This window comes from Nocardia sp. 852002-51101_SCH5132738 (assembly GCF_001665695.1).
In the GTDB taxonomy this organism is placed as follows: domain Bacteria; phylum Actinomycetota; class Actinomycetes; order Mycobacteriales; family Mycobacteriaceae; genus Nocardia; species Nocardia nova.
Window position 1 is genome coordinate 24,236 of record NZ_LZML01000211.1, and the last position, 12,815, is coordinate 37,050.

The 12,815-nt window shown below is 68.9% G+C and carries 15 protein-coding genes; 8 read left to right on the forward strand and 7 right to left on the reverse strand.

Features of this window, described 5'->3' with window-relative positions; all coding sequences use genetic code 11:
* Window positions 1-43: 43 nt before the first annotated feature.
* Window positions 44-331 carry a hypothetical protein gene (locus A5789_RS37540; protein WP_064902408.1) on the forward strand — a complete coding sequence of 96 codons (288 nt, stop codon included), beginning with the start codon at window positions 44-46 and terminating at the stop codon, window positions 329-331.
* On the opposite strand, the gene A5789_RS37545 is transcribed toward A5789_RS37540, so the two are convergent.
* Window positions 277-705 (reverse strand): helix-turn-helix domain-containing protein, encoded by a 429-nt coding sequence (locus A5789_RS37545; RefSeq protein ID WP_064902407.1) that lies wholly within the window; start codon window positions 703-705, stop codon window positions 277-279. The two genes, A5789_RS37540 and A5789_RS37545, sit on opposite strands and share 55 nt — an antisense overlap.
* Here A5789_RS37545 and A5789_RS33580 point away from each other — a divergent pair.
* On the forward strand, window positions 696-1,193 hold the full coding sequence (locus A5789_RS33580; protein WP_082955823.1) for a hypothetical protein: 498 nt from the start codon (window positions 696-698) through the stop codon (window positions 1,191-1,193). The two genes, A5789_RS37545 and A5789_RS33580, sit on opposite strands and share 10 nt — an antisense overlap.
* Window positions 1,194-1,285: 92 nt before the next feature.
* Window positions 1,286-2,062, forward strand: coding sequence for an ATP-binding protein (locus A5789_RS33585; RefSeq protein ID WP_063011259.1), 777 nt, complete (start codon window positions 1,286-1,288; stop codon window positions 2,060-2,062).
* Here the strand turns inward: A5789_RS33585 and A5789_RS33590 are convergent.
* The 3 genes from A5789_RS33590 to A5789_RS33600 are packed head-to-tail and all read right to left on the reverse strand — an operon-like array spanning window position 2,055 to window position 5,191.
* A complete protein-coding gene (locus A5789_RS33590; RefSeq protein ID WP_064902405.1) occupies window positions 2,055-3,920 on the reverse strand; it encodes a CheR family methyltransferase in 1,866 nt (621 codons plus the stop codon). The genes A5789_RS33585 and A5789_RS33590 overlap by 8 nt on opposite strands.
* A gap of 20 nt (window positions 3,921-3,940) precedes the next feature.
* Entirely contained in the window at window positions 3,941-4,978 is a 1,038-nt protein-coding gene (locus tag A5789_RS33595; protein ID WP_064902404.1) for a chemotaxis protein CheB, read from the reverse strand.
* Between the two features lie 9 nt (window positions 4,979-4,987).
* Window positions 4,988-5,191 (reverse strand): hypothetical protein, encoded by a 204-nt coding sequence (locus A5789_RS33600; protein ID WP_064902403.1) that lies wholly within the window; start codon window positions 5,189-5,191, stop codon window positions 4,988-4,990.
* 285 nt (window positions 5,192-5,476) lie between these two features.
* On the opposite strand from A5789_RS33600, the gene A5789_RS33605 reads away from it, so the two are divergent.
* From A5789_RS33605 to A5789_RS33620, 4 genes are all read left to right on the forward strand, one after another.
* The gene (locus A5789_RS33605; protein WP_063011342.1) at window positions 5,477-6,685 is read left to right on the forward strand and encodes an alcohol dehydrogenase catalytic domain-containing protein; all 1,209 of its coding nucleotides are present in this window, start codon (window positions 5,477-5,479) and stop codon (window positions 6,683-6,685) included.
* A gap of 138 nt (window positions 6,686-6,823) precedes the next feature.
* Window positions 6,824-7,336 (forward strand): hypothetical protein, encoded by a 513-nt coding sequence (locus tag A5789_RS33610; protein WP_064927429.1) that lies wholly within the window; start codon window positions 6,824-6,826, stop codon window positions 7,334-7,336.
* Between the two features lie 34 nt (window positions 7,337-7,370).
* A complete protein-coding gene (locus A5789_RS33615; RefSeq protein ID WP_064902402.1) occupies window positions 7,371-8,093 on the forward strand; it encodes a hypothetical protein in 723 nt (240 codons plus the stop codon).
* 149 nt (window positions 8,094-8,242) lie between these two features.
* Window positions 8,243-9,391, forward strand: coding sequence for a cation:proton antiporter (locus A5789_RS33620; protein WP_063011265.1), 1,149 nt, complete (start codon window positions 8,243-8,245; stop codon window positions 9,389-9,391).
* Window positions 9,392-9,398: 7 nt separating this feature from the next.
* Here the strand turns inward: A5789_RS33620 and A5789_RS33625 are convergent, their stop codons facing one another.
* Entirely contained in the window at window positions 9,399-10,205 is an 807-nt protein-coding gene (locus A5789_RS33625) for a methyltransferase domain-containing protein (RefSeq protein WP_064902401.1), read from the reverse strand.
* A gap of 21 nt (window positions 10,206-10,226) precedes the next feature.
* The gene (locus A5789_RS33630; protein WP_063011269.1) at window positions 10,227-10,775 is read right to left on the reverse strand and encodes a TetR/AcrR family transcriptional regulator; all 549 of its coding nucleotides are present in this window, start codon (window positions 10,773-10,775) and stop codon (window positions 10,227-10,229) included.
* A gap of 110 nt (window positions 10,776-10,885) precedes the next feature.
* On the opposite strand from A5789_RS33630, the gene A5789_RS33635 reads away from it, so the two are divergent.
* Window positions 10,886-11,374 (forward strand): hypothetical protein, encoded by a 489-nt coding sequence (locus tag A5789_RS33635; RefSeq protein WP_082941130.1) that lies wholly within the window; start codon window positions 10,886-10,888, stop codon window positions 11,372-11,374.
* A gap of 28 nt (window positions 11,375-11,402) precedes the next feature.
* Here the strand turns inward: A5789_RS33635 and A5789_RS33640 are convergent, their stop codons facing one another.
* A complete protein-coding gene (locus A5789_RS33640; protein WP_227462734.1) occupies window positions 11,403-12,797 on the reverse strand; it encodes a glutamine synthetase family protein in 1,395 nt (464 codons plus the stop codon).
* Window positions 12,798-12,815 lie beyond the last annotated feature (18 nt).

The following is a 12,815-nucleotide window of genomic DNA, read 5'->3' on the forward strand; positions in this document are numbered from 1 at the left end:
CTCGGCGGCCGTCGCCGGTGGGTAGCAATTCCAGTGCGCGCTCGTGGATTTCGATATCGTCCGGCATGCGTTCGCCCAACGCCAGCGCATGGCCGGCATCGCCACCGGCCACGACCGCCGTGCGGACAGCGACATCGAGATGTTCCCGCCATTCCACGATGCCGGGCGTCTCCGAATCCGGAAGCAGCGGACCGCGATACAGCCGCAGCGCCGCATCGGTATCTCCGGCGTCCAGCGCGGTGAGCAGATCGGCCGCGTCGCAGCGGATCGGCGCGGTCAGCCGGTAGACGCGGTTGGCGATGGCCGCGTCGGTGGCGCGGCGCAGATGTGAGACGTCGGCCTCGAGGGTGCTCGACACACCACTGGGCGGTCGCCGTAGATCGCGTAGTGCAGGCGTTCCGGGGTGAAGCCGCCGGGTTCGAGGGCGAGCAAGGTGAGGATTTCGATCTGCCTGGGGCGCAGGCGAATCGGAGTGCCGTCCCGGGTGGCGCGTGCGGCGCCGAGACAGCTCAGCCGCAGGCCGGTCGCGGGCGGGGCGAGGGTGCGCAGACGATTCTCGATCGCGGTCACCAGCGATTGCACGGTCGCCATCGCCAGCGGATGGGTGCGATCCCAAGCCGAGGACAGATCCAGGGAACCGAGCCGGCGGCCGTCGGCGCCGTGCACGGGTGCGCAATAGCAGACCCAGCCGTGCAGTGCGGCCACCAGATGTTCGGCGGAGAATACGCGGTGGGGCGCCGGGGCTGGGCCTGTGCATCGCCGAACCGCTGGCCGAGGGCTGGCTGCTGCGTCCCACGACCGGCGACATCCGCATCCGCATGACCCTCGACCTGTCCGGCGCACCGGTGGTCCACAGCACCGGCGGCGAATCCGATTGGTACACCCCCCTTTCCCAGCGGCACGCGGAGATCCTGCTGCTCCTGCACCGGCACGGCCGCCGCGGCATGTCGGTCACCGAACTCAGCACGGCGGTCCACGGCGACCCCGACCACGCGGTGGCGATCCGCGCGGAACTGTCGCGGCTGCGCCGCATTCTCGGTTCGGTGATCGAAAGCCGGCCCTACCGGATCTCGGCGGCGGTGGAATTCACTCTCGAACTGGGCGATTGCGACACGCTCGCCGACTACGCGGTCCTCCGCGAGGCGAATGCGCCGCCCGAAAATGACGAGTTTCGGAGGCGCCCCCACGGGTAAGGTCCGAGTATGCGCAGGACGCACTCGTCCGCGGCTGCCGATCACCGCGCGGGCCCGGCTGCCGGGGTGAGAGCACTCGAATGCGATTCGCCATGAGTACCGTTCCGCCCATCTGCTGGGAGCCGACGGAAATCGATCGCTGTGTGGTGCTCGACCCCGATATCACGCTCGACGCGGTGACGTACCGCCGATTCACCGACGACCTCGTGAAGTTCGTCGTCGAACAGCCCCGCGCGGTCATCGTCCGCGTCGACCGCATGACCATCGCCACCGAAACCGCCCTCACCGCGTTCACCAGCGCCCGGCTGCGCACCGCGAACTGGCCGGGCGTGCCGATTCTCCTCGTCGCCGAGGACACCGAACTACGCCGCCGGCTCGGACGCAGCGCGATCCGCCGGTTCCTCGCGGTGCAGCCGAGCGTCGCCGCCGCCGTCGCCGCCTCGGGCGAACCGCCGATCCGCCGCCGGGCCGCCATGACCATGACGCTCTCCCCGGTCACCGGGCATCGAGCGCGCCGGCTCATCGACGACATCTGCGCCGAATGGGACATCGCCGAGATCAGCGAGGCCGCGCAGATCATCGCCACCGAATTCATCGACAACGCCGATCTGCACGGCCACTTCACCGGCGTGCCCGATATCGACGTGCGGCTGGAATATCGCGAAGATCTGTTCACCATCGCGGTCGCCGACCCCGACCCCCGCGAAGCGGTGCTCCGCGAACCGGGACCAGGTTCCGTCGGGCGCCGACTGCACGGCCTGCACATCGTGGCGGAGCTGGCCTCGGCCTGGGGATGCGCGCCGCGGTGGCCGACCGGCAAGGTGGTGTGGGCGACGCTGGCGACCGCGCGGAACCGGCAGGTCAGCTGACCGCTGCCTCGGGTTCCACTGGCTCCATGAGCAATATCGCGCCCGACGGTTTACCGTTGCGGTCGCTCAGCGATGTGCAGACCACCCGGATCACGACCGCCCGGCCACGCCGGTTGACACTGTCGAGACGAACCTCGCGCTCATAGGCCGGATCGGACAGCGCGGGCCGTACCACCGGCCGCAATTCCGCGACCGGGAGGCCGATATCGAGATTGAGCAGATGCTCTCCCTCGGCCTCGTCGGGCCGCAGGCCCCACAGATCCTCCGCGCCCGCATTCCAGACCACAATCCGCATCGACGTATCGACCACCGCGACACCCGCGTGCCAGGAACTCATGATCGAGGCGAAGAATTCGTTCACGTCGTCGAGTTCGGTACTGCGCTCGCGCAATTCGGTATTGATCGTCTGCAGTTCGTCGTTGGTCGACTGCAATTCCTCGTTCGTGGTCTCGAGCTCCTCGTTCGTGGACTGCAGTTCCTCGTTGGTCGTCTCGAGTTCCTCGACGGTCGACTGCAATTCCTCGTTCGTGGTCTCGAGCTCCTCGTTGGTCGACTGCAGTTCCTCGTAGGCCGATTCCCGTTGTTCGTTGGCATGATGCAGTTCGGACAGCAACCGGCGAGTCGCGCTCACATCGTGAAATACCAGCGAGATCCCGATCGCCACATCGTCGGCCAGCAGCGGCGAAACGTGCACTTCGAGTGCCAGCACCTCCCCGGGCCCACGCTGCCACTCGACATCCTTGACCCGCACCGCGCGGCGGTCCGCACGCACCTGATCGATATAGCCGCGCAATTCCAAAGGGCGATAGGACAATTCGAGGTCGCGCAGCGGCCGGCCCACATCCCGGTCCGACAGGCCGAACAGATGCTTGCCCTGATCGTTGGCCAATACGATCACATCGTCGCGGCCCAACACCACCTGCGCGACCGGCCCCGCGGAAAAGGCCAGGGCGCACAGGGATTCGATCTGCTCGGTGTCGCGGCGGTCGTGCACCAGGGTGCGCCCGAACACCGAGCCGACATCGACTCGCGCAGCCGGGACCTTGCGGAATATCCGTCGCTTGAGATCCACGGCGTCGAAGATCCGGCTGTGGCTCAGCAGCATCTCGGCCTTGCCCAGAAACAGCAAACCGCGCTGCGAGAGGGCGAAATGGAATTTGTCGAGCACCTTGGTCTGCGTCTCGGCGTTGAAATACATCAGCGTATTCCGGCACGCCAGCAGATCGATCCGGGAGATCGGCGCGTCCTGCACCAGATCGTTGCGGCCGAAAATCACCGAGCGCCGCAGATCCTTGCGGAATGCGTATCGCCCCGCGGCCGGCTCGAAATAGCGCTGGATCAGGTCCGCACCGAGCGGGCTGATCTCCTTCTCGGTGTAGGTGGCGTGCCGCGCGACGCTCAGGGCCTCCTCGTCCACATCGGTGGCATAGATCTTGACCCGCTGCCGGAATTCCTCGATGCCCATCGCCTCCGCGAGCACGATGGCCAGGCTGTAGGCCTCCTCGCCGGAGGCGCATCCGGCACACCAGACCCGGATCGGTTCCTCGGGGCCCCGCTCGCCCAACATGGTGGGAATGATGTCGGACTGCAGGTAGTCCCACGCGTCGGGATCGCGGAAGAATCCGGTGACGTTGATCAGGATGGTGTTGAACAGCGCAACGAATTCGTCCGCATTGGCCTGCAGCACATCCAGGTATTCGACATAGTCGCTCACCCCGAGCTGGGACATGCGCCGGTCCACGCGCCGCATGAGGCTGCTGCGTTTGTAGCCGGTGAAATCGAATCCGCGAGCTTCCTTCAGATACTGGAGGATCTCCTCGAATCCGCGGGCACTGCCGAGTGCCTTGTCCTCGTCCACCCGATCAACCTACCGCTGCCTCAGTTCGTGGAACGGTCGACGAGCAGCTTGCGCAGCGTTTCGATCGCGGCGGCCTGCTCGGCGCCCTGATCTCGATAGCGCTGGGCCAGCCGGTCGTCGCCGTGGCGGGTGGCATCGTCGGTCATCCGCTCGGCCAGCCGCTGTTTCTCCTCGAGGGCGCGCAGGGCCGTCCACAAGGCCTTGTCGACCTCGACCTTCTGCTGGATCAACAATGCCTCGGCGGTCCACGCGTGCCCGACCCGGCACCGGTAGCGGCCACTGTCCTCGAGCACATAGAGAACACCGTTGCAGTCCGGGCAGGTGAGTCCGGACGGCCGGGCCATCGCCGCTACGCCTTCGTTACCGGGTACGGCACCGGCATCGATACTCGCTTCCAGAACCTGAAGTTCGGACGCGTCCGGCGGATCGGGCGCCCGATGGCGAGTGCGGAGCCGATCGGCGACGGCCTTGCCCAGGTCCCGCGCCGGCAGCACCATATCGGCTGCGACGGAATCCAATACGCTCTGCGGCATACCGCGATACAACGCGTCGTGCGGCTCCTGCGCGGCCACCACACCGCCACGGTTGGCCACCAACGCGGCGCCGGCGGTTCCGTCGTCCAAGGTCCCGGAGAGCACGACACACGCCACTCGCGGCGCCCACGACATGGCCGCGGACCGGAACAGCGCGTCCACCCCCGGCCGATGGCCGTTCTCGGTGGGGCCTCGCGACAGATGCAGATGGGTCGACGTGACGACCAGATGGCGATCGGGAACCGCCACGTACACCACACCCGAACGCAGCGGCATGCCGTCGGCGGCCGCGACGGCCGGAAGCGGCCCGATCCGGTTGAGAATGGCCGGCAACGCGCTCGCGCCGTGCGGCGGCATGTGCAGGACGATCGCGACCGCGGCGTCGAGATCCTGCGGGAGCCCGCCGACGAATTCGCGCAGCGCCTCCACACCGCCGGCGGACGCACCGGCGACGATCAGATCCTGCGGTGGCCGCGCCGTCCCGGCCTCCGATTCGGGCCGGTCGCCGACCAGAGATTCGTCCATGAGCAGCGATCACTCGGCTTTCGGGCAGGCGGTCCGGACCGAGGGCCGGCTGCGCCCGCGAGACGAAACGGACGGGGTGGCCGAGGCCGGTCGCGGGGGTCCGACGGGCCCCACCGGCCCCAGCGCCTCCAGATCGGGCTGCGGGCCGGCCTGGGCGTCCGCGGCGCCGTCGAACAGCGGCCCCGGTTGCGGCTCCCCTTCGCTCGGAAACATCGCTCCTCCAAGCAGATTCGAATACGGCCCCGTTCGCCACGCTACCCCTGCGCCTGACGCGGACCCACCTTCCTTTGTAACAGAGAACCGGGTCCCGGATGGTCGCCCGAGCGGCTGTGCGAGCGCCTCGACGACGCCTGTTCACCGCATACCCGGCGGGTGCGAATCGAACCTTTTCCCACCGGCCGCGCCGGAATACCTCGCCGCCCGCGGGGTAGGGCGTCCAGTGACCGGCCCAGCGCCCGCCACGAACACCACATCCGACCCCGCTATCGAGGAGTGAACGTGAAAGCAGTTGTCTGGCACGGTGTCGGCGATATCCGTCTCGACGTCGTCGACGATCCGAAAATCCAAGAGCCCACCGACGCCATCGTGCAGATCACCTCGTCCGCGATCTGCGGTACCGATCTGCATCTGGTGCGCGGCACGATGCCCGGCATGGTGCCCGGCACCGTCCTCGGCCACGAGGCCGTCGGCACGGTCGTCGACACCGGTGCGGCGGTACGCGGATTCGCGCCGGGCGATCGCGTGGTCGTGTGCTCCACGGTGTCGTGCGGGCACTGTGCCTACTGCCGCAGCGGCTATACCGCCCAATGCGATACGGCCAATCCGAACGGCCCCCTGGCCGGCACCAGCTTCTTCGGCGGACCGGAGACCACGGGACCGGTCGACGGCCTGCAGGCCGAGTACGCACGCATCCCGTATGCGAACAACACCCTGGTCAAGGTGCCCGAGGGCGTCTCCGACGACCAGGCGATCATGGTCTCCGACGTGTTGCCGACCGGCTGGTTCGGCGCCCGGCTCGCTCAGGTCAGCGAGGGCGACACCGTTCTGGTCCTCGGCGCGGGTGTCGTCGGGCAGTGCGCGATCGCCTCGGCCTTTCGCCAGGGCGCGGGCCGGGTGCTCGTCGTCGACGGGATCGCCGACCGGCTCGAAACCGCACGCGCCCAGAACGCCGAACCGATCGACTTCCACCGGGAGGATCCGGTCGAGGTGACGCGCGAGCTGACCGGCGGGATCGGCGCCGATCGCGTCATCGACGCGGTCGGAGTAGACGCCCAACGGCCCGAGCAGGGACCGGCGGCAGACCACCTGCCGGTCGAGACCGACGTCTTCGAGGAAGAACGCCGCCTCGCCGCACCCGAAGGCAATATCGATTCCGGTCAGTGGCTGGTCGGCGACGCACCGAGCCTGGCCGGGCGCTGGGCGGTGCAGGCGGTCGCGAAGGCCGGGTCGGTCGGTGTGATCGGCGTGTATCCGCCCACCTTCGACCGGTTCCCCCTCGGGGTCGTCGTGAACCGCAATCTGACCGTGCAGGGCGGAAATTGCAACCACCACCGTTACGTGCCCGGTCTGCTCGACAAGGTGGGACGTGGCGATCTCGATCCCACCCGGTTCATCACCCAGCACGCCGAACCGCAGTCGATGATCGATGCCTACGAGGCCTTCGATCTCCGGCGCACCGGCTGGCTGAAAACCGTGGTGCCGATGTAGGTCTGTCCGCCTGATCATCTCCGGCTGCCCCCGCGCCGGCGCGAAGCGCGGGTGGCTAATGTACGGACAGCTCGTGAGAACCCCCGGTTCACCAACCGAGAGGGCACGGGCGATATCAGGCATCGAGAAAGAAGAATCATGCGTCACGTCATTCGCGCAGCCGCGATCGCGGTTCTCGCCACATCCGCCACGGTCGGCGTCGCCGCTCCGGCCTTCGCCGAGTCTGGGTCGCCCGCGACCGCGGCGGTCGCGGGCGACCAGGGCACACCGGCCGATCCCGCCGCCCCCGCCGGAACACCGGTCGATCCGACCACGGAATATCTGAACGCGTTCGACACCATCGCCGGTGCGTGGGCCAACGACTCCACGGTCGGCCAGGTCGTGGGCACGGCGGCGGGCCTGGCGGTCGGCTGCCCGCTCGGCGCGATCACCGGCGGCACGCTGACCATTCCGGTGCCGGTGCTGACTCCGATCGGCATCGTGGGCGGATGCATTCTCGGCGCGGGCACGCTCGGATTCCTCGGTGGCATGGCCGGCGGCATCGCCACCGGCGGCCCGAGCTTGGCGAACGCGGTGGGTGACCAGTACAACTCGCTCCATTCCAAAGGCCTGATCGCACAGTCGATGCCGGCCGAGAGCAACGCGCGGTAATCGACACTCCCCACCGATCAGAGCGGAAGAATTCATGAAGACCACCACCCGGACCATCGCCGTGTCCACCTTGCTCGCCACCGCCGTCGTCGCGGCGGCCGGGGCCGCCCAGGCCGATGTCGTCGCTCCGGCACCCTCCACCCCCGCACCCGTTGCCCCGCAATCGGAGTGGACCAGCACCGACCTGGGCCCCGGCATCCGCTATCAGGACGACACGACCACCGGAACCGCGGCCCTGCAGACTCCGCTCGGCGCGGTGGCGGTGCGCCCCGGACAGTTCGACATTCGCGACGGTGGGGGCAGGACACTGCTCGGAACCCCGATCGAGGTTCCCGCGGCCGCCGATCCGGCTCGCCCGACGGCGCCGTCCCAGCCCGTCGCCGGCGCCGTGGAATCGACTGCGGCACAGTCCGGCTCGGTCGCCGATACCCAAATGTCGGATCTCAACCAGGCCGTCGCCGCGGCGGCACCGCACATGGGTCTGGCGATGGCGGTCGGCGGGATGGCCGGTTCGGTGATCGGCGCGGCCGTCGGCTGCCCCCTGGGGATCGCCACCGGCGGCAGCCTCATCTCCGTCGCCACCGCCGGCACCATGACCGTGCCCGCGATGGCCGCGGCCTGTCTGGTCGGCGTGGTCGCGGTGGGTGGCCTCGGCGCGAGCGTCGGCGGCGTCGCGGTCGCCCTTCCGGTCGGAATCGCCGCGGGCACACAGAAGTACAACCAGCTGCAGGCCGAGCACGCGCAGAACGCGCACTGAGCCACCGCCGTGCCCGGCCCTCCGCGCAGGCGGCCGGGCACGGCGCCGGACGGCAGGCGACGGCGTGTCGGCGTGACCGGGAGTGGTGCGCGGCGGACAGTGTGCACGACGTCGAGCGGCAGCAGATCGAGCGGAAGAAGTAAGCACCGATGAGTTTGTCCACCCTGGCCCTGGTGCTGGCGCTCGGGCTGGCGGGACCGCTGCTGGCGTGGCGCGAAGCCTGGCACATACCGGTGATCGTCGGCGAGCTGCTGGCCGGAATCGTCTGCGGCGTCACCGGATTCGGGGTGCTCGATGCCTCGGATCCGGTATTCGCCTTCCTGGCCGATATGGGTTTCGCGCTGGTGATGTTCGTCGCCGGCACCCATGTCCCGATTCGCGATCCGCGGATCCGCTCGGCACTGGGGATCGGTGCCCTCCGAGCCGTGCTGGTCGGGTCGGCCGCGGCCGTGATCGGCTATCTGCTCGCCGGCTTCTTCGATACCGGGCACGGCGCGATCTATGCGGTGCTGCTCGCCTCCTCCTCGGCCGCGCTGGTGCTGCCGATCATCGATTCCCAAGGGCTGCAGGGCAGATCGGTGCTCGAACTGACGGCACAGGTCGCCATCGCCGACACCGCGTCGATCGTCGCGCTACCGCTGGTGATCGACGCGGGTAACGCCGGACGCGCCGCGCTGGGTGCGCTGGCGGTGATCGGCACCGCGGTGCTGCTGTTCTTGCTGCTGCGGTGGCTGGAACGCTCCGGGCTGCGCCGGCGTGCGCACCGAGTCTCCGAACGCCGCAAATTCGCCCTCGAACTGCGGGTCAGTTTGGCCCTCGTATTCGGGATGGCCGCCATCGCCACCCGCACGCACGTGTCGATCATGCTGGCCGGCTTCACGGCCGGACTGGCCGTCGCGGCAGTCGGCGAACCGCGCCGGGTGGCACGGCAATTGTTCGCCGCGACCGACGGATTCCTCGCTCCCCTGTTCTTCGTCTGGCTGGGCGCTCGGTTGAACCTGCGGGAATTCGCCGATCGCCCGCGGTTGATCCTGCTGGGGCTCGCGCTCGGAGCCGGCGCACTGCTGGTGCATCTGCTCATGCGTCTGCTGGGCCAGCCGGTCACATTCGGCGCGCTGGCCGCCGCTCAGATCGGTGTACCGGTGGCCGCCGTCACCGTCGGCACCCAGCTGCATGTGCTGCACCCGGCCGAGGCGGCGGCGATGATGCTGGGCGCGCTGGTGACGATCGTCGCGGCGGCGGTGGCTGCCGCACTCGCGGCGCGACGGCCGCCGGTGGCGGATCCCGTCGCGCCGTGAACGAGGGTCAGGGTTTGTGCGCCACCACCGCGAACATGGTCACCGAGAAGTGATAGTCGCCGGTCTCGGCACCGCGCCGGATTTCGGTCAGAACGTAGTCGCGCTGGGCAGCGGTGATCAGCCCGTCGGCCACACCCCGGTCGGTGACCGCCATGAACATCGGGAGGATCGACTCGGGTTCCCAGATCACGGCCTCGGAACCGATGTCGTCGATCAGCAGGCCGGCGTCGACCAGCCGTCCCCGTAAATGCCTGCCGGAGTTGCGATTCGGACTGTTGGTTTCCATCCGCTGCTGCAACGCCGCGACGACCTCGGGATCACCGGGATGGAAGATCGCCGTCGACCAGTCGCTGTCGATCAGCACCACCCGTCCGCCCGGTCGCAGCACCCGCGCGATCTCCGCGGTGGCCTTCGCCGGATCGTCGAGGTGCTGATAGACCCGCTCACAGCGCACCGCGTCGACGGATGCGTCCGGCAGCGGCAGATCGTAGGCCGATCCCTCGATGAATTCGGCCGATACGTCCGCGGCGCGCTCGCGCGCCACCGCGAGCATCGACGGATTCGGATCGATACCGATGGCCCGCCCGGCCGGACCGACCAGAGCGGCCAGCTCCACCACTTCGGTGCCGGTGCCGGAGCCCACATCGAGGGCGGTTTCGCCGGGTCGCAGCGCCAGCGCGGCGCGCGCCCACTCGCGCATCCGCACCACGCCGGGTAAGGCGGCCTGATTGTCGAGTATCCGGACGATCAGCTCCTGCTCCGGGTGGTCGACCTGGTCGATGTGGAAGGAAGGAACGCCTCGTTGATCGCTCACCCCGCCAGTATGCCCGCGCGATCAGTCGAACAGCAGGCGTGCGGCGTGGGCGAGCACATCCGATCTGCTCTCGCCGGGATGCTCGGCCTTGATCAGGCGATTGGCGATGACCATCGAAAAAGACAGCAGCGCAACGGCTTCCACATCCTCGGGTGCGACGCCGGAGTTCCGCAGCAGCGTGCGCAGATAGTCCATTCTGGCGTTGTCCACTTTCCGCAGCCGCGCCTCCACCGCCGGGTCGCGCCGAGCCCATGCCCGGATGGCCAGATCCAGCGGCGTCAGATCCTCGGCGAAGGTCAGCGTGCCCGCCCGCCGGATCTTGCGCTTCGGATCGCCGCCCTCGCGCTCGACCTGTTCGCGCACATCGTCGACGGCGCGCCGTTCCCAGTCGTCGAGCATCGCCTCGAGTAGTTCGTCGCGGGAGCGGAACTGCCGGTAGAAGCCGCCGCGGGTCACGCCGAGTTGCGCCGCCAGCGCCTCCACCCGGACCGCATCGGGGCCGTGGTGCTCCAGCACGGAGAGCCCGGCATCGATCCACGCCTGCCGCGGAGTTCGCACCGGTGGCGCCATCACGTCCTCCTTCTCGACCGGCTCGATATGCCCTTGATTAGATCACCCTCCAATAGATACAGTACTGTTCTGTATCTATCGTGCAGTACCGAAACCAGAAGGTTCTCGTCATGTCCGTGCACACCTCCCCCACCGTCCGCCAATGCGGAATCACCGCCGACCTGCTCGCCCTCACCACCCTGGACGACGTCGTCTACATCGACAGCCACGTGCTGGAAACCCCGGCCGCCACCGCCCGGACCGCCGAGCAGTGGGCCCGCGCGATCATGGAGGACGTTCCCGAGGACGTTCGTAGGCGATTGCGGGCGGCGTGGGCCGGTATCGAACTCGGCCTCACCCCCGGCGCGCCGGACACCGTCGCCGGTTGGCGCATCACCTTCTCCGCACCGGAATGCCTTCTGCTGCGGGCCGATTCGGGTCTCGGATTCCACGGCGAACTGGCGCTCGAGATCCGTGACGGCGTCGTCGCGCTGGCCACCTTCGTGGCCATGCGCGGGACACGCGCGCCGGATGTGTGGTTCGGCGTGGTCCCCGGCCATCTGGCGTTCGTGCGCTCACTTCTCGAACGAGCCGGCAGTGCGGAGCCGGCGGCGAGGTGATCGAGCGGTCGGTACCTCGCGACGCGGCTCAGTACCTCCACCTGCAGGCGTCGGCGATCTGCTCGGGCGTGGCATCGGCGAACAGCGCGATCTCACCGCGCCGCACGCTGCCGATGGTGTCGGCGAGGTCGTCGCCGAATGCCGCGCACAGCGCCTCGTCGGCTTCGAAGGCCGCCACCGCGTCGGCGAGTGTGGTGGGCAACGGGGTGATCCCGCGCGCGGACCGGGTGGCGGAGTCGAGTCGCGCCGGATCGCCGGCGACCGGCTCGGGCAGGGTCGTGCCCGCCTGCAAGCCCGCTCGGCCCGCCGCCAGCAGGCCCGCCAACGCCAGGTACGGGTTGGCGGCGGCGTCGAACGTCTTGATCTCGATATTGGCCGCGCGGTCGCGCTCACCTTCGCTTCCGGTGATGTAGCGCAGGGCGGCCTCCCGGTTCTCCAATCCCCAGCATCGGAAGACACCCGCCCAGTGACTGGGCTGCAAGCGCAGGTAGCTTGCCACGGCCGGGCAGCCGACGGTCAGTAGCGCGGGCAGACGGTCCAGGATTCCCGCGGCGAAGTGCTCCCCCTCCGCACCGATTCCGAAAGGACCGGGACCGCCGTACATCCGGTTCAACCCTTCCCGCCACAGGCTCAGATGGACGTGGCCGCCGTTACCGACGACACCGGGCACGACCACCGGGCTGAACGTCGCCCGCAAGCCGTGAGCACCGCTGACGGCCCGGACGATCTCGCGCACCAGCACCGCGTTGTCGGCGGTGCGGACGGGATCACCGGAGGCGATGGAGAGTTCGAACTGTCCCACCTCGTATTCGGGATGTATCTGCTCGACGCCGATACCGCTGTCGCGCACCTTCGACACCACATCGCGCAGATACGCGGCCAGTTCGCTCAGCCTGGCCATCCCGTAAGCGGGCGCCGAGGTGGCGGGGCAGAACGTGTCCGGGTCGGCCGGGTCGGGGCGCGACAACGTCCATTCCAATTCGATCGCGGTGCGCAATTCGTAGCCGTCGTCGGCCAGCTCGGCGACGAGCCGGCGCAGCAGCAACCGGGAATCGCGGGGATGCGGCGTACCGCTTTGCGTATAGCGATCCGCGGGCGCCCATGCCCATCCCGGAAGCGCGGCCACGGCGGTGACCCGATCGAGGTCCGTGTACAGCCGTAGGTCACCGGTCGGGCCGCCGGCGACATGCTCGGTCAGGATGGAATCGTCGACCAGGAATGCGTCGAAGACCGGCGAGGCGCCGATCCCCCAGGCCGCCGCGTGGGAGAACCGTTCCACCGGAACGGCTTTCATCCGGACGATGCCGCTGGTGTCGACCCAGGTGACCGCCACGGCGTCGATGTCGCGGGCACTCAGCGTGGCGGCGACGGCGCTCGCCCGATCCGCACGGTCGCGGCGCAACTGCTCGGTCAGTGGTTCCACGTCGACTCCCGGGAGTTC